The 15,653-nt window shown below is 33.8% G+C and carries 17 protein-coding genes and 1 pseudogene; 5 read left to right on the top strand and 13 right to left on the bottom strand.

Annotated elements, in window-relative coordinates; all coding sequences use genetic code 11:
* Window positions 1-2: 2 nt before the first annotated feature.
* The 7 genes from B7R65_RS15700 to B7R65_RS15670 all read right to left on the bottom strand — a co-directional run bounded on the left by B7R65_RS15700 (window position 3) and on the right by B7R65_RS15670 (window position 6,677).
* Window positions 3-1,475, bottom strand: coding sequence for an aldehyde dehydrogenase (locus B7R65_RS15700; RefSeq protein WP_088043758.1), 1,473 nt, complete (start codon window positions 1,473-1,475; stop codon window positions 3-5).
* 56 nt (window positions 1,476-1,531) lie between these two features.
* Window positions 1,532-1,993: a RidA family protein gene (locus B7R65_RS15695; RefSeq protein ID WP_088043757.1), complete on the bottom strand. Its 462-nt coding sequence runs from the start codon at window positions 1,991-1,993 to the stop codon at window positions 1,532-1,534.
* Window positions 1,962-3,002 carry an amidohydrolase family protein gene (locus tag B7R65_RS15690; protein WP_088043756.1) on the bottom strand — a complete coding sequence of 347 codons (1,041 nt, stop codon included), beginning with the start codon at window positions 3,000-3,002 and terminating at the stop codon, window positions 1,962-1,964. Before B7R65_RS15690 ends, B7R65_RS15695 begins: the two co-directional genes overlap by 32 nt.
* Window positions 2,987-3,526, bottom strand: coding sequence for a 3-hydroxyanthranilate 3,4-dioxygenase (locus tag B7R65_RS15685; protein WP_088043755.1), 540 nt, complete (start codon window positions 3,524-3,526; stop codon window positions 2,987-2,989). The genes B7R65_RS15690 and B7R65_RS15685 overlap by 16 nt, the downstream gene beginning before the upstream one ends.
* Window positions 3,527-3,631: 105 nt before the next feature.
* Window positions 3,632-4,378 carry an IclR family transcriptional regulator gene (locus tag B7R65_RS15680; RefSeq protein ID WP_088043754.1) on the bottom strand — a complete coding sequence of 249 codons (747 nt, stop codon included), beginning with the start codon at window positions 4,376-4,378 and terminating at the stop codon, window positions 3,632-3,634.
* Between the two features lie 56 nt (window positions 4,379-4,434).
* Window positions 4,435-5,937 carry a 4-hydroxyphenylacetate 3-hydroxylase family protein gene (locus tag B7R65_RS15675; protein WP_088043753.1) on the bottom strand — a complete coding sequence of 501 codons (1,503 nt, stop codon included), beginning with the start codon at window positions 5,935-5,937 and terminating at the stop codon, window positions 4,435-4,437.
* Window positions 5,938-6,422: 485 nt separating this feature from the next.
* Window positions 6,423-6,677 carry a YqkE family protein gene (locus tag B7R65_RS15670; protein WP_088043751.1) on the bottom strand — a complete coding sequence of 85 codons (255 nt, stop codon included), beginning with the start codon at window positions 6,675-6,677 and terminating at the stop codon, window positions 6,423-6,425.
* Between the two features lie 140 nt (window positions 6,678-6,817).
* Between B7R65_RS15670 and B7R65_RS15665 the strand changes: the two genes are divergently transcribed.
* Window positions 6,818-7,063 carry a zinc ribbon domain-containing protein gene (locus tag B7R65_RS15665; protein WP_179194896.1) on the top strand — a complete coding sequence of 82 codons (246 nt, stop codon included), beginning with the start codon at window positions 6,818-6,820 and terminating at the stop codon, window positions 7,061-7,063.
* A 19-nt stretch (window positions 7,064-7,082) separates the two neighbouring features.
* Window positions 7,083-8,003, top strand: a complete 921-nt coding sequence (locus B7R65_RS15660; protein WP_088043750.1) for an alpha/beta hydrolase — start codon at window positions 7,083-7,085, stop codon at window positions 8,001-8,003.
* 89 nt (window positions 8,004-8,092) lie between these two features.
* On the opposite strand, the gene B7R65_RS15655 is transcribed toward B7R65_RS15660, so the two are convergent.
* Window positions 8,093-9,256 carry an iron-containing alcohol dehydrogenase gene (locus B7R65_RS15655; RefSeq protein WP_088043748.1) on the bottom strand — a complete coding sequence of 388 codons (1,164 nt, stop codon included), beginning with the start codon at window positions 9,254-9,256 and terminating at the stop codon, window positions 8,093-8,095.
* A gap of 59 nt (window positions 9,257-9,315) precedes the next feature.
* A complete protein-coding gene (locus B7R65_RS15650; RefSeq protein ID WP_088043746.1) occupies window positions 9,316-9,903 on the bottom strand; it encodes a GNAT family N-acetyltransferase in 588 nt (195 codons plus the stop codon).
* Between the two features lie 196 nt (window positions 9,904-10,099).
* Here B7R65_RS15650 and B7R65_RS15645 point away from each other — a divergent pair, with 196 nt between their 5' ends.
* From B7R65_RS15645 to B7R65_RS15635, 3 genes are all read left to right on the top strand, one after another.
* Window positions 10,100-10,309 carry a CDGSH iron-sulfur domain-containing protein gene (locus B7R65_RS15645; RefSeq protein WP_088043744.1) on the top strand — a complete coding sequence of 70 codons (210 nt, stop codon included), beginning with the start codon at window positions 10,100-10,102 and terminating at the stop codon, window positions 10,307-10,309.
* A 141-nt stretch (window positions 10,310-10,450) separates the two neighbouring features.
* A complete protein-coding gene (locus B7R65_RS15640) occupies window positions 10,451-11,479 on the top strand; it encodes a processed acidic surface protein (RefSeq protein WP_088043743.1) in 1,029 nt (342 codons plus the stop codon).
* Window positions 11,480-11,482: 3 nt separating this feature from the next.
* A complete protein-coding gene (locus B7R65_RS15635; RefSeq protein WP_088043742.1) occupies window positions 11,483-12,103 on the top strand; it encodes a class D sortase in 621 nt (206 codons plus the stop codon).
* A 59-nt stretch (window positions 12,104-12,162) separates the two neighbouring features.
* On the opposite strand, the gene B7R65_RS15630 is transcribed toward B7R65_RS15635, so the two are convergent.
* The 4 genes and pseudogenes from B7R65_RS15630 to B7R65_RS15615 all read right to left on the bottom strand — a co-directional run bounded on the left by B7R65_RS15630 (window position 12,163) and on the right by B7R65_RS15615 (window position 15,549).
* Complete coding sequence (locus tag B7R65_RS15630; protein WP_088043740.1) at window positions 12,163-13,095, bottom strand: aminoglycoside phosphotransferase family protein; 933 nt, start codon at window positions 13,093-13,095, stop codon at window positions 12,163-12,165.
* 405 nt (window positions 13,096-13,500) lie between these two features.
* Window positions 13,501-14,316, bottom strand: a pseudogene (locus tag B7R65_RS15625) (lipid II flippase Amj family protein).
* Between the two features lie 79 nt (window positions 14,317-14,395).
* Window positions 14,396-14,893 carry a GNAT family N-acetyltransferase gene (locus B7R65_RS15620; RefSeq protein WP_088043739.1) on the bottom strand — a complete coding sequence of 166 codons (498 nt, stop codon included), beginning with the start codon at window positions 14,891-14,893 and terminating at the stop codon, window positions 14,396-14,398.
* Window positions 14,894-15,051: 158 nt separating this feature from the next.
* Window positions 15,052-15,549 carry a DinB family protein gene (locus tag B7R65_RS15615; protein ID WP_088043738.1) on the bottom strand — a complete coding sequence of 166 codons (498 nt, stop codon included), beginning with the start codon at window positions 15,547-15,549 and terminating at the stop codon, window positions 15,052-15,054.
* Window positions 15,550-15,653: the final 104 nt, after the last annotated feature.

Genomic DNA, 15,653 nt, shown 5'->3' with positions numbered 1-15,653 from the left:
ACTTATAATTTAATTGTAATATTGGATAATTCACTATAAAATTCGAAACTATGAATGCCGCCTTCGCGTCCTAAACCACTTTGTTTCATACCTCCGAATGGGGTACGCAAATCTCTTAAATACCATGTGTTTACCCAAATAATTCCTGCCTCTATTTGATGGGCTACCCGATGAGCTCTGCGTAAATCGTTTGTCCAAATCGTAGCTCCTAATCCATAATGGGTATCATTTGCCCATTCAAGTACTTCTTCTTCAGTATCAAAAGGCTGTACTGTTACGACAGGACCAAATATTTCTTCTCTGACGCATCGAGAATCGCGATCTAGTCCACTAATAATTGTTGGAGCGATAAAGCATCCTTTATTAAGGGAATCTGGTCGATGTCCACCTGTTAAGATCGTGCCACCTTCTTGTTTCGCGATATCAATATAGCTTAATACTTTTTCATAGTGCTCTTTGCTAATAACAGCTCCAACTTTAGTTCCCGCTTCAAATGGATCCCCAACCTTTAATTCCTTTGTTTTCTCAACAAATTTCTCGACAAACTCATTGTAAATTGAGCGTTCAATATAAATTCTAGAGCCACATAAACAAACTTCACCTTGGTTCATAAAAGAAGATTTCAATGTCGTTTCTATTACTTCATCAAGATTTGAATCGGCAAATATGATGTTTGGATTTTTTCCACCAAGTTCAAATGACAGTTTCTTTAATGTTGGTGCAGCTGCTTTCATAATTGCAGTTCCTGTTTTTGTTTCACCTGTAAATGTAATTGCATCTACATCCGAATGCTCTGTTAACGCAGATCCTGCTGCATTCGCTCCATAACCGTGAACAATATTTACAACGCCATTTGGCACACCTGCTTCTTGACAGATTTCAGCAAGTAATGTAGCTGTCATCGGTGTCCATTCTGCTGGTTTCATTACCGCTGTATTCCCTGCAGCTAAACAAGGTGCTAGTTTCCAAGTCAATAATAGTAACGGAAGATTCCATGGATTAATCATACCAACTACTCCAACAGGTCTCCGGTATGTATAATGTAATGCTGTTTGATCTTGCATATGTGACTCTGAGCTTAATGTTGTAATATAATCAGCAAAAAAATAGAAGTTATGTGCAGATCTTGTAATATCAACCTCAAGTGCCAAATCATACGGTTTTCCTGTATCCATTGCTTCTAATGCAGCAAGTTCTTCTTTACGTGCTAATATTCCGTCGCCTATCTTTCTTAAAATGGCAGCTCTTTGACCGCTAGTAAATTTTTTCCATTCTCCTTTTAATGCTCTCTTTGCGGCTTTGACAGCTAAATCCACTTCAATTTCTCCACCTTCTGAGACAGTGCCTAACACTTCTTCGGTAGCTGGATTAATATTTAAAAAAGTTTTTTGATTATAAGATGAGATATATTGGCCATCAATAAAGTGCTTACAATCAATTGGTAATGTTTTGTTTTTTTTCTCTTTAACTTGCAATATAGACACCTACCATTCTAATAGAATAAAAGGTGACACGAATGCCACCGAAAAGTTTAATCTTCTATTTCTACAATCATCTCTATTTCAATTGCCGTATTGTTTGGAAGCTGTGCCATCCCTACTGCTGACCTAGCATGACGTCCCTTTTCTCCAAACACATCAACTAATAAATCAGATGCACCGTTCATCACTTTTGGTTGATCAGTAAAATCTTCAGTGCAATTTACGAACCCTAATATTTTTACGATTCGTTTTACCTTTGAAAGCTCACCTAGTTCATTTTTTAATACATTTATTAAATTCAACATCGATAGACGAGATGCTTCGTATCCTTCTTCTATTGTTAAATCTCGGCCAAGTTTCCCATGATATTCATCAACGCCTTGCCCCGCAGTAAATAGGAGATTTCCAGTACGAACCACACTTACATAATTCCCAACTGCAGGCCTAATTGGCTTTATGAAGTATCCTAAACTTATTAGTCTATCTTCTGGAGTCAATACTTTGTTTTCCATGAAGTAGGTCTGTCTCCTTTACATTTAAAAATTTCAATGCATTTTTCCATAATATACTTTCTCTTATTTCCAGACTTGCGTTTACTAGATTATCGATTACTCTTCCTGGAGGAGTTTCTCTCAATAAGAACGGATAATCTGTACCCATTACGATTTTTTCATATCCAAAACGATCAATTAAAAATTGAATATTAATAGGATCATAATGCAGCGAATCAAAATAGAAATTATTTACATAATGGCTTGGTGGATTAGCAGTTTTTCGTAAGTGTGGCCAAACGTTCCATCCTTGATCTAATCTAGGCAATAAATAAGGAAAAGTTCCTCCACCATGTGCGAAGCAAATTTTTAAATCTGGGTATTTCTCAATCACTCCACCAAACGTTAAGCTAGCAGCTGCTAAGGCTGTCTCACTTGGCATCCCAACTGTATACATAAAATTATGATTAGGCGTACGCTCTCGAGCCATCGTTTCCCATGGATGGATAAATAAAGGGACATTCCATTTTTCAGCCATTTCAAAAAATGGAAGTAACTCTTCACTATCTAAATTTACTCCATTGACATTCGTTCCAATCTCAATTCCATTTAAACCTAATTGATGAATACAGCGATCCATTTCTTGAATTGCAATACTTGCATCTTGCAATGGTACCGTACCGAGTCCAATAAATTTAGCAGGATGATTTTTCACTGTTTCAGCAATGAAATCATTTTGAATTTTGGACATTTCTAAAGCAGCTTCGATTGGCGCCCAGTAAGAAAATGTGACTGGAATAGGTGATAACACCTGCATTGATACGCCTTCAATTTTCATATCTTCAATTCTTTTTTCAGCACTCCATACTTGATCGGTTACTTCCCTAAAGACTTTTCCACCGACCATAATATTTGCGCCACATGAACAAGTTGGCTGTAAAATGGGCCAACGCTCTTGACCGTATTTCTCAAAGAAATTAGGCAAGTTTGCTGGAATAATATGTGTATGAAAATCTATACGCATACCCATTCATCCGCTTCCTCTTTCATTACATGTCCACAATGTTTACATGTTCTAAGCTCTAAGCTTCCATTAAATTGTTCTATTGCTTCTTTAACTTGAGTCCCAATATCCGTTAATTGAACAGTTGTTTTATGCATTTCTTCATTGCACTCATCGCAGTACCAAACAAAGCTTTCTAATTCACCTTCAGCTCTTTTACGTTCAAGTACAATGCCATATGAATCCTTAACTCGGTGAGGTGAATGAGGAACAAATGATGGAAGCATAAATATTTCGCCTTCACCGACTGTTACAACTTCACGTTTTCCTTCTGGCGTAATACACTCCACATAGCAGCTCCCTTTAATTTGGAAGAAAAATTCATCAGCTGGATCAACATGGAAGTCTCTACGTTTATTTGGTCCTCCAACAATCATTGCAGCATACTCTGAATCTTCCCAAATCACTTTATTATTAACTGGTGGTTTTAATAGCTCTTTATTATCCTCAATCAATTTGAAAATATTAAAAACTCGACTTTTTAGATTCATCTTTTATTTCCTCCTTGTTTGAAATGCTATATTTCACTTAATTTTTGGCACAGTTAACACAAGTTTTTTTAATTCTCCTAAATTCACTATCAGTAAACGCTTTCATTATGCGTTAATATAACCCAATTCGTTTGAAACCGTCTTAGCCGTTTTAATGACATCTTGTATCATGCGACCAATATCTTGGCTCATCATATATGAAACAGGTCCTACCATATTTAATGCAGCAAACGTCTGACCAGTATATGTTTGAAGAGGAGCCGCAATCCCAAATAAACCTAAATCATTTTCATTATTACTTATGCTATATCCATTCTCTTTAATAGCAGTTAATTCTTTTTTTAATGTTTCGATACATGTAATCGTATTTGTTGTATACGGTTCAAATCCTCGATCAATTGTTGACTTTAAATAAGATGGATTATATGAAAGAAGAATTTTCCCTGTACTCGTACAATATGCAGGTCGTTTTGCACCTACGAAGGTCGGAACTGGTATTGAGTTTTTAGAGGAGACTTTTAACACAAACCTTACATCCCCTTTATCAAACATCCCAATATGAACAGTGCCGTTATAATTTTTCAATAGATTTTCTACCAAGGGAATAGCTTCTCGATAAATGTCTTGCTGATACATGACATGGTTACTCCATTCAAGTAACTTCCAGCCAAGTCGATACTTTTTTTTACTATCCTGAATTAATATCCCCTCAGAACAAAGAGTACGAACTAGATGGTGGACTGAGCTTGCATTCATATTTAACTTTTCAGCTATTTCTAAGTTTCCTAAGACTGGTTCATCTTCTGTAAAGCAATCTAATATTCTAGAAATTTTACGAATAGAAGAGATCATTTAGTCTACCTCCTCACTCAAGCCAAAACAATTCATAACTCCCCTGCTTTCTAAAATTAGTTGTTAATTTTAGAATTCGCTAGATTAGTAGATTGTCCTTTTAAATTATTAGCCCCATTCAATGCATCATCAACCATACTGAATGTTTTTTTGCGTTTCATTTGATTATAAAATATCGCTCTTTTTCGAATTGGGTCACCTGTATAATATCTCTCATATTGTAAAGCCCTTTGACCAAATGCTTCTCCACATAAATCCCAAGCGAGCTTAAATAGTTGTACACGCTCTTCAGATGAAACGCCTTCTCGGCCAACATAATATTTATCAAGTGAATCTCTTAAATCAGGGTGATTGAAGTCTGCCTCTGTTGGTGACATAAGTAAGCCGCCAGCACCAATGGTTTGAATTACTTCAATCGCTCTTGGATACATTGTTGGAAGTAGTCCACGAATCGTTTCTAATGGTTCCATTGCTGGTCTTACTTCACCTGAAGGTAGAGTCTCAAATTCTGCCTCTGCTACACGAAGTAAAGCTCGAATCGTTTCTACCGATTGTAATAGTTCTCCTAAGTCGTTTTGAACATTTAAATAAACATCTACACCAATTGAATCTGCTAGTTTACAAGCTACTTCTGTTGCAAATGCTAGTTTTACATACCCTCTTACTCCAGATTGATGTGCAGGCTGCTGTGCAATTCCCGTTTTTGGATATAGATTATTAGCTGCCTCTACATTATTATGAATAAACACTCGATTCCACGGAACCAATACATCTTCAAATACAAGTACAGCATCCATTTCTTCAAATCTGGATGCAAGTGGATGATCAAAGAATGACCTTTTTCCATCTTGCATTTGCTCTCTACAAATAATTTTTAATCCCGGTGTATCGATAGGTAACGCAAATGCTAGCGCATATCTCTCATCACCCTCATGAAATCCTGGGAATGAATAAATGATTACTTCATCTGTAATAGGTGCTAAAGTTGCAAGCATTTTTGCACCTCTAACAACTAAGCCTTCATCAGTTTCTTCAACGGCACCTAAATGCGTAAAAAGATCTTTTTGCTCATACGAAGGTTTACTTCTGTCATTTTGCGGATTTATAATTGCATGTGTTAAAAAAATATCTTGATCACGAACAAATTTAAAATAACTTTGGACATTTTTTGACCACTCAGGATTGTACTTATCTAAAAACCACGAATTGCTTGCCATTGAAGTTAAAACAATATTTAAGAAATCTGGGGTTCTACCCATTAGTCCAAATGTTGACTTTGCATATGCCTCAAATAAAGCTCCTCTTGCTTTAATATCCTCGATCGTTTTAGGAACTAAAAATGCATTTGAAATACGTTCGCCTGTTTCTTCACTTATATGTGTTATCTTATCTTGATATTGTGGATCAAATTGCATATCATATAATTTTGCAATTTCTAAAATTGGCTGTTTAAACACTGGATGGTTTACTAAATCATCGACTCTTTCACCACCAAGCCAAACCTCTGGCTTTCTAGATTTTAATCCTTCAATATATTGCGCTCCTGTACGAATACCCATCTAATTATTTCCTCCATCCCAATATGTAAATTTCTTTTAATCTACTTTTTCACTATCGATTCGAAAAAAACAATAAAGCGCTTTCATTTTATTTAATAATCTCTTATTTCATTACTTTAGTTCTGCCCCCCTTATTCACGTTTAAAATCTAATTTAACTATAAGAAATTATAAAATTAAGAACAATCAGATTATTTCACATTATGAAATTCCTATTATTTAAATCTATGCTCTGTTAATGTTTATTGTTGAATTTAAACAAAACGCATTGTTTTGAAAGATTTAACAGGATTTGAAACAAAGAGTGTAGTAAGAGATTTGATTGGATTGGATATGCGAGACTCCTGTGGGAGTAGCGAGAAGGGTGAGACCTAAGCAGGCTTGCCGAGGAGGCTCAGATTTCGCCCCATGGAAAGGGAGCATCCTGTAACGAAAATCAACATTATTTTTAGTTTAGAAAAAAAAAGACGTCATTATGACGTCCCATCACTTGAAATCTTTCCAAGAAATATTACTTTCATTTAATAATTCTTCGAAAGATTTATTTTTCTCACGCAATCTTTTTTCTTCACGAATACGTGCTTCTTCTTCTTCTTTTAATTTCACTTCATTTTCTTGTAATTGTTTTTTCGTATTTTTTAATTTTTGAAGTACTTCTTCATTCATAAATGAACCTAAAGTGATTTTCTCTTTTTGCTCATATGATGGTTTTGCTTGTTGCTGCGGTTTTCTTTTTTTCATGTTATATTCACCTTCCATACTCATTATTTTAACATGAAATAATGTCAATTTTTAGTTTAATGCTTCATTAATAATTGTCAAATTTAATTTTCTAACTATTCATTCTTTTATGATACACTTACCTAAAAGGAGTGACTATAATGTCTAACACTGAACAAATGTTACAAGAGAAATTTGTCTGTTCAAAATGTAAACATACTCATGCAAAAATTAAAGAAGTATCAATGTCTGGTTCTGGTTTAAGTAAGTTGTTTGATATTGATTATAATCATTATTTATTTGTCTCTTGTTTAAATTGTGGATTTGTAGAAGTTTATAATCCTTCTATTTTAGAAGGAAAAACACGCGGAGAACTTTCTACAATATTAGATATTTTATTTGGATAAGAAAGTGTGATGGATACATATGATATTCTTACTTGTTGTTATCCTTCTCTTCCTCATTTATTTTGTTGGAATAGGGTTTTATTTTACTAAACAAGTTTTATTTATGAAAACTAATTCACTTGAATACATTTATCATCGTGAGTTGGTAAATTCTCGATTTGATGAAGGTTGGTATCGTTCCGTTCATAAGCAGTCCTTTTCCGTACAATCTCGTTACGACTATGAACTAAAGGGCTTCTTATATGAATACTATGATACAAATAAATGGGTTATTATAACTCACGGTGTTACAGTGAATAAAAATAATTCAATTAAATATGTCGAGCTTTTTTTAAAACTTGGTTTTAATGTTTTATCATACGACCATAGACGACATGGTGAATCTGGCGGTCATACAACGAGCTATGGCTTTTATGAGAAATATGATTTACAAACGATTATAAAGTTTTTGAAGGAATTGAAACAAAATATCGTTTTTGGTATTCATGGAGAATCGATGGGAGCATGTACTTTACTTCAATATGCGGGGTTCGTTGAGGACTCTGCTGACTTTTATATTTCAGATTGTGCATTTGCTACTTTTGAAGAACAGCTTGCCTATCGTTTAAAGATCGAAGCCCATCTTCCAAAGTGGGCCATCCTTCCTGTTGCAACTTGTTGGTTAAAACTAAGAGATGGTTTTTGGATTAATGATATCAATCCACTAATTGCTACTCAACTTATTAAAAAACCAATTTTATTTATTCATAGTAAACCTGATTTGTATATTCCTTATTCTCAAACCCTTGAATTATTTGAAGCTAAAAATCAAGGTATGAAAGAATTATATATTGCTGAAAATGGTGCGCACGCTATGAGTCTTAACGAAAATAAAGAAGAATATTATTCGAATGTTTCATCATTTTTAAGCAAGATTGGTATTGACCACGTAAAGTTATAAAAAAATGGACAGATTTTGAACTGTACACGAATTGTTAATCAAAAATAACAATTGGAAGTGCAGTTCATTTTTCTGTCCATTTCTTATGGTTATAGTGCTGCTTCTAAAATTTTAAGTGCATCATTTTGATCTAATTTTTTAAAGTGACCAAATGGGCCATATTTAACTGTTTTAGCTGCCATTTCAGAAAGTTGTTCTTTTGTAATACCATACTCGCTTAAACGACTTGGTGCTCCAATTGAATTCCAGAATGAACGCAATGCTTTAATACCAGCTAATGCCCACTCTTCTTTTGTCATTGAACCTTGTTCAATATCAAATACTCTTTCTGCAAATTGACAGAAACGATCAACATTTTCGCTCATTACATATTCCATCCAATGTGGGAAAATAATTGCTAATCCACCACCGTGAGGAATATCTGACACCGCTGATACCGCATGTTCAATATTATGCGTAGCCCAATCACCTAAAACACCCATGCTCAAAATGCCATTTAAGGCCATCGTACCACTATATAAAAGAGTTTCACGTGCATTGTAATCTTCTAAATTTTCAACAGCAATTGGTGCAGTTTCGATTACCGTCTTTAAAATGCCTTCACAAAAACGGTCTTGAATCTTCGTATTTGTGCCATGATGGAAATACGACTCAATTACATGCGACATAATATCTACTGATCCATAAACAGTTTGATCACGTGGAACAGTAAATGTATTTTGAGGATCTAAAATTGAAAAAGTTGGGTAACTGAAACGACTTCCCCATCCTAATTTCTCATTTGTTTCCCAGTTTGTAATAACCGAACCAGCGTTCATTTCAGAACCAGTCGCTGCAAGAGTTAATACTGTACCGAATTTTAATGCGTCTGTCGGAGTTGCTTTGCGCGTAATAACGTCCCAAATCTCTCCATCGTATTTTGCACCTACTGCGATCGCTTTTGTACAGTCAATAACTGATCCGCCACCTACAGCTAGGATGAAATCAATCTTCTTGTCTCTACATATTTGAATTCCTTTATGTACAGTTGATAACCTTGGATTTGGTTCTACTCCACTTAACTCGTGAATTGTTTTATCAGCTTCTTTCAGAATTCCTACAATTTGGTCATATAGGCCATTTCTCTTAACGCTTCCGCCACCATAAACAATTAATACATTTTTGCCAAAGCTTGTTGCCTTTTCTTTTAACTTTTGTACGCTGTCCTTACCAAAAATCAATTCAGTTGGATTTGCAAATGTAAAAAAATTCAATTGAATCCCTCCTTTTTTCTCATGTTTAATTTTAACTTAAACAACAGAAAGGATGCATCTTAAACGACTTCTGTGGCGAATATTTTTTTATGAATTGGGAAAACTAAATAATCGTATGGATGTCCCATAATATACTGTACTTTTTCGTACGTAAATCCGACTTTTTCATACAATCGTCGAGCAGCAGGTTTATTTTGATCCACGTTTAATGAAACACGATTAACACCCATCTCTTTTGCATGGGAAAGTAAACCAGTTAATAACTCAGTTCCGATTCCTAGACCTTGAAAATTTGGATGTACGGATACAGTATCGATATAGAAATCCTCTTCATCCGCTTCTTTGTCAACTGTTGCATTTTCACTATTTAAATTACGACTGATTATTTCAAGCATTTCACGATCTAGCACTGATAGCTCTGTGCAATTATAAGCAATTATCACTCCAATAATTTGGTCTTCATGTACCTTTACTAAGCAATTTTGATAGCTTAATCTATTTTTTTCAGAACGAATATAATACTCTAATATTGGCAAAGCTTCGTCATATGATGAAGTTCCTGTCAACATAAAAGCGATTTCTTCTATAGCTTGGACAATTAAAGGAACAATCTGTTTCGCATCTTCTTTTTTAGCTAACCGAATCATGGTGACAACTCCTTTTTTTACTTTAAATTTATATCAATATAGTATATATCATTTTTTATACTTAATGGAATAAGAAATACTTTTAAAGCTTAATTAAAATTTTGTTTCATATTACTAACCAATAAATAAGATAACCCTTTCATTTTAAGAAACTTCTAATGTATAATTAATCTAAATGTGTCTAGGAGGCAATATAATGTCTGATGTTCAAATTAAAGTGTTAGATAACGGTCCATTCCGTGTGACTGGAACAGTTGAGCTTATTGATGCTGAAGGAAATAAATTCCCTCAAAAAGCAGCTTTTTCTTTATGCCGATGTGGTTTATCAAGTAAATTACCATATTGCGATGGTACGCATAAAACTCAGTTCGAATCTGTTGTTCGTGCTCCTAAAGAAGAAGAATAGTCTCTACCTGCCGATTATTTATTTCAACTCATAAATAATCGGTTTTCTCTGTCCAATTCTTTGTTTTGTTACTCAACTAAAATTACGCCCCATTAATCACATTTAGCTAAATTATGGATAACACACTTAGGGGGAAGCATCATGAAAAAGGTTGTAGCATCAATCGTTTTATCCGCAGCTTTAATTGCACCAGGATTAACAGCACAAGCAGCTCCAAATAAGACTGAGTTAACGACTTACTTAAAAAGTATCGACATGACTCAAATAGAATTAGAAAATTATTTAAAATCCAACTATGGTGAGTCTATCGCTGATTATGATTCAGTTGATGAATTAAAGGACACTTTAGGGGAACCTCTTACAAAAGAAAGTCTAGCTGCTATTCTAACAGATTATGATTATACTGAAGATCAAGTTAAGGAACTAGCAGTCTATTACGATGATATGGACGAAAATGCATCATTATTAGAAACTTATTACTTCACATCAGATATTGAAAATTTAATTTTATTAGAATCAGATAGTAGTGGCGAAATGCCATCTATGGATGATATGTCTAAGTTACTTGATTCATTTGGAATTACTCAAACTGAAATAGATCATGTATCTTCTTATATTGAAAAAGTTATGAAGGATGATCCTTCTGCAGAAGCAAAACTACAAGTTTTAGCTGAAAGAATGACTAATCTGTCAGATAAATATGCAGATATCTTCTCAATGGATACAGCTCCGGATGAATTACCAGCTGAGTTATCTGCGGAACTTACAAATATTGTAAAAGAACTTCAATCTACTTTAAAAATCGATGTAAAAGTTGCTATTGAACAAAATGGTGTAAAAACGCCTCTTACTTTTGCAAAAATGTTAATGATGGACGATTCTGCCGATTCAATGGCAAACGCTAAGGTTTATTTAGATATTTATGATAATTCTGGCAATCTATTATTAGATGCCGTAGTGACAGAAGATTTATTATTAAATGACGATTTACTAGGTATGGTTAACGATGTGAAAGTTAACGTTAAGAATCATTCAAATGGTATTAGCAGAACTGAAAACGGTGGAAAACTTCCAAAAACGGCAACTCATACTACTGAGTGGGCATTTGTAGGTATTTTCATGATGTTATCTGCACTTGTATTACGCAGAAAAGTAATTGCTAAACGATAAAAGATGAATCGCAAACGTAAAATTCTTCTTTTCATCTCGGCTTTCCTTTTTCTATGTGGCTTATTTTTCTCCACGACAAATGCTTTTACAATGATTAAAACTTATTTTCTTTATAAACAAACAAAGGACGAGTTTAAAGAATCAGTAAATAAAGATGCGGCGAAAAAAATGGACCAGATAAAAAAGAATGCGCCGCTTTATAGAACTTATCCAAAATTTGGCGAGGAAATGGGAACTCTTTCCATTCCGAGAATCCATGCGACATTACCAATTTTCCATGGTACAAATGAAGACGAGCTTTCTAAAGGTATCGGTCATTATGCAAAATCTGTTATGCCGGGAGAACGAGATAATAGTGTACTTGCGGGTCACCGTGACACAGTATTTCGTGAGCTTGGTAAGGTTAAAATCGGTGATCATTTAATTGTCAAAACTTCAGCTGGTACTTTTACGTACGAGGTGCACAAAATTCGAATTGTTGATAAAGATGATCGTACTGTCATTATCCCAAAGCCAAGACCGACATTAACTGTTAGTACTTGTTATCCATTCCGATATATCGGTCCTGCACCAGAGCGTTACATCCTTGTTGCTGGTTTAGTAGAATCTGAAGTTAATAAATAACAAAAAAAGGCTCAACTTTTCTTGAGCCTTTTTTGTATATACTCTATTCATTTACTTCATTACTCCTCAAGTTTTTCCCAATACTTTTCATTATTTAAATTTCGAACACTCCATTGGTAATGACCATCGCTACAATTTTCTGAAAAGTAATTTGCTGAATAAATACTATAAAACAGTACGTATAAATAAATACGATTTTTATATTCGTAACCAATCGTATCTAAAATCATCTTTAAATAATTTTCTAATTTCTTTTCACCTAATTCTTCATACAAATCAAACAAGAACCAACTTAGAGCAACATCGAATACAAAATCTCCATAAAGTGTCATTAATCCAAAGTCAATTACCCCACTAATTTTTCCTTCTTCATTTACTAAAAGATTTGATGGATAAAAATCACCATGTATTAATGAATAGTCTCCTTTATACTCGACTGATAGTAACTTAAGTAACCTCTCATATTTCATTTCATAATTTAGTACCGCTTTCATAAGATACTCTTTTACTTCATTGTTTTTACAGATGAGTGATTGTTTTAAAAAATCGTACCAATCATTTGGCCGCTCTGACCATTCATAGTCACTTAATAATTTGTACTCACTCATCTTCGTTTTTAGGTTGATATTTTGTATGCTTACGATCGTATTTAAATAATTTTTAAAAAATGCTTCTAACTCTTCAGCATTATATTGTGACAAATCTTTTTGGATATTACGTCCTACAATTCGTTTCTCAATTGTTAGAATAGCGTCTTGTTCTTTAATTATTTCATGTATTGATGGCAATTCAAAGTTAATATCATCCGAAACCATAGATTCATAAAACCGCTTTAAAATTTGCTGTTTTTTAAATGCCGTAGAATCATATAGTTTAATGACTCTATCATGATCATACAAATATACTTCCGCTTCCTGCCCTTTTCCTAAAAAATCCGATTCTTTTATATTATATTTTTTCAAAATGTACGCCTTAACATTTTGTTTAATCATTTTGAAATCCCCATCACAATTTATTTTTTATTTTACTATTTTTCAATACACTTTCTATATATTCCTTCTTTCTTAAAATTAGCCTTATTTCCCTTAATTTTCAATAAAAAAAGCGAACTTCATTCTAGAAGTATCGCATTATTCGTTAAATAAGTATGCTGTTCTTTTATCCATCGTTGCTTTTTGGGAGTGTGTTAGTTGATTTCCACTCCAGGATGCTCCCTTTCCGTGGGGCAAGAGCTGAGCCTCCTCAGCAAGCCTGCTTAGGTCTCACCCTTCCCGCTACTCCCACAGGAGTCTCGCATATCCAATCCAATCAACTTCTGTCTATAAAGTTACAAAAAACCTATTTATACGTAACAATCTTTTAGTAAAGGGCCAATTAGTAAGAGCAGCGTCTTTTAATTAATTGATAAATTTTGTTACCCATACGATATAGTTAGCACCGGGGATAAAGAGTATTTGAGCAAAAAGAGTTCCTAGTAATCATGATGATATCATCATGATTGATATTCCTTTTAGCTTGGAATAACTCCCTCTATTATTTACCACATCATCTGCCAGAACTGAAATCTTCGGATCAATTAGAAGTGCTAATAGAATTGTAGCAACTCCATTTATAAATCCTGATGCCATTGTTGTACTTGTGTGTCTTTCAGGAACAAGGACGGATGCATAGAGTGCCGATAATACTCCAATCGTATAAATTGAAGTAACAATTAAATTAATAAAAAATAGCTTATACGGTATATCTTTTAAATTCACGTCATTAAAATATGATAGTCTAGGTATTTTAAAATGCTTTACATACCCTAAAAGATTTTTCAAAGTCAGTGCTTTTTTAATTACTGCTAATATAGATCCACGTTCGTTTGACAGTTGAATAATTGCTCTTGAAAATAACGCCACAAAGGTTGGTAATAAAAGGATTCCTAAAATTGTTCCTAGTGTTGATGCTCCGATTAGCACTCTAAACTGTTCATCTATATGATTTAATGTATGATTAATTGCAGCCGTATCTACTAAACTACCAGTAAATGGTTGCTGCATCATGTTTGCCATCCTTGAAACGATTACCATCATGCTAAATAAAGATACGGCGGAGGCAATTAATTTTACTCTTGCACCAGATAGTCTGACCGAGTAGGCAAGTGTTTCAATACAATGTATGATTAATATAAATATAGAGATAAATATAACCTTTCCAGTTAAAAAATCCATTTTAGCTCACTTCTTTTCTTCGATTTAACATTCAAGTACTTGATCATCTAAGCTTCTTCTATTACTAAATTCATAGAGATTAACGCAATTTAGCCATATAATATTCGTCGTATACCGTTCCATCGATCATCAAAGATTTCTTTTTTGTTCCTTCTATTTCATAGCCCATTTTTTTATATAAATTTACTCCTGCTTCATTTTGAGTAACAACAGTAAGTTCCAATCGGACTATTTTATGTGTGATTGACCATGCGTCTAATTTTTGGAAAAGTAATGTTCCGATACCTTTCCCTCTATATTCATCTAAAACACCTACCACTATATATGCTGTATGTTTTTTCCTTTGAGCATTCCCACCGATTACCATTAGATATCCACAAAAATCACCTTTTTCTTCGGCAATTAATATTGTTGCATTCGGCTGCTTAGTAATAATTTCAATTTGCTGACGTTGTTTATCCGCTGTCATTTTTCTTTCACCGGCTTTATAAAGCATAAATTCCGATTTATTTTCAACTTCTTTTATTAATTGTAGAAATCTCTCAGCATCTTCCGTTACTACTTCCCTTATCAACAATTGATTTCCCCTCCAAGAAAACTAATTCTGCAGCTTCCAATCTTACGCTTGTCATATTATACCATTTTTAGTTATTTAATTTTCTTATTATTTCGACTTCTACAACTAAATGCATTGTAATAAAAAAAACCTCTTAAAAGAGGTTCTCCCACATCTATTTATTCTTCTTCCTTACTCTCCCATGACCCTTGTAACTTGCGAATAAAAATGATTTGTCCAATATGATATGTATTATGTGTACAAAGGTTTGATAGTGCTTCCCACCAAATTGCCCCTTCTGGAAAAGTTGGAATCTGTTCATGGAGCTTTTCCTCAGTAGATTCCTCTATAATTTGTTGCCAGTTTGCCAATCCTTCATCTATCTTTTGAACAAGTTCTTGCCAATGATCTTCTGTAATCTGCTTAATCTCAAAAAATGTATCCGCATTTCGTTTAACAACTTCAGTAGGAATTTCACCTTTAAAACGGTTCAACCATCTTTCATTATAAAAATATAAATGATTTACAATTTCAACAATGGAATGAGCGGTCTCGTTTTGTTTCCATATAGCATCTTCAACTTTTAAACCTTCTAAAGCAGTACTTAATGGTTTAATCCAACTTTCGATATTGCGACAAACTGCTAATTGATCCAATAAAAATTCTTTTTTACTCATAGACAAATCCTTCCCCTCTCCCGATTAACCCTTATGGAGTCTTTAGTTAGTTTCTTCATCAACCATCTATATTCCTACCTTGATTATATTCTTTATTGAATGAA

It is taken from the genome of Bacillus sp. EAC (assembly GCF_002156875.1).
In the GTDB taxonomy this organism is placed as follows: Bacteria; Bacillota; Bacilli; order Bacillales; family Bacillaceae_G; genus Gottfriedia.
Note: the sequence above shows the minus strand (reverse complement) of the source record. Positions and strands in the feature narration are given on the sequence as shown.

What these genes read in the sequence shown, in the direction of transcription:
- B7R65_RS15650 (WP_088043746.1), bottom strand. Translation starts at nt 9,903, where the DNA reads ATGATTCGGTTAGCTAAAAAAGAAGATGCGAAACAGATTGTTCCTTTA.
- B7R65_RS15640 (WP_088043743.1), top strand. Translation starts at nt 10,451, where the DNA reads ATGAAAAAGGTTGTAGCATCAATCGTTTTATCCGCAGCTTTAATTGCA.
- B7R65_RS15670 (WP_088043751.1), bottom strand. Translation starts at nt 6,677, where the DNA reads ATGAAAAAAAGAAAACCGCAGCAACAAGCAAAACCATCATATGAGCAA.
- B7R65_RS15645 (WP_088043744.1), top strand. Translation starts at nt 10,100, where the DNA reads ATGTCTGATGTTCAAATTAAAGTGTTAGATAACGGTCCATTCCGTGTG.
- B7R65_RS15665 (WP_179194896.1), top strand. Translation starts at nt 6,818, where the DNA reads ATGTCTAACACTGAACAAATGTTACAAGAGAAATTTGTCTGTTCAAAA.
- B7R65_RS15635 (WP_088043742.1), top strand. Translation starts at nt 11,483, where the DNA reads ATGAATCGCAAACGTAAAATTCTTCTTTTCATCTCGGCTTTCCTTTTT.
- B7R65_RS15695 (WP_088043757.1), bottom strand. Translation starts at nt 1,993, where the DNA reads ATGGAAAACAAAGTATTGACTCCAGAAGATAGACTAATAAGTTTAGGA.
- B7R65_RS15690 (WP_088043756.1), bottom strand. Translation starts at nt 3,002, where the DNA reads ATGGGTATGCGTATAGATTTTCATACACATATTATTCCAGCAAACTTG.
- B7R65_RS15685 (WP_088043755.1), bottom strand. Translation starts at nt 3,526, where the DNA reads ATGAATCTAAAAAGTCGAGTTTTTAATATTTTCAAATTGATTGAGGAT.
- B7R65_RS15630 (WP_088043740.1), bottom strand. Translation starts at nt 13,095, where the DNA reads ATGATTAAACAAAATGTTAAGGCGTACATTTTGAAAAAATATAATATA.
- B7R65_RS15660 (WP_088043750.1), top strand. Translation starts at nt 7,083, where the DNA reads ATGATATTCTTACTTGTTGTTATCCTTCTCTTCCTCATTTATTTTGTT.
- B7R65_RS15615 (WP_088043738.1), bottom strand. Translation starts at nt 15,549, where the DNA reads ATGAGTAAAAAAGAATTTTTATTGGATCAATTAGCAGTTTGTCGCAAT.
- B7R65_RS15680 (WP_088043754.1), bottom strand. Translation starts at nt 4,378, where the DNA reads ATGATCTCTTCTATTCGTAAAATTTCTAGAATATTAGATTGCTTTACA.
- B7R65_RS15675 (WP_088043753.1), bottom strand. Translation starts at nt 5,937, where the DNA reads ATGGGTATTCGTACAGGAGCGCAATATATTGAAGGATTAAAATCTAGA.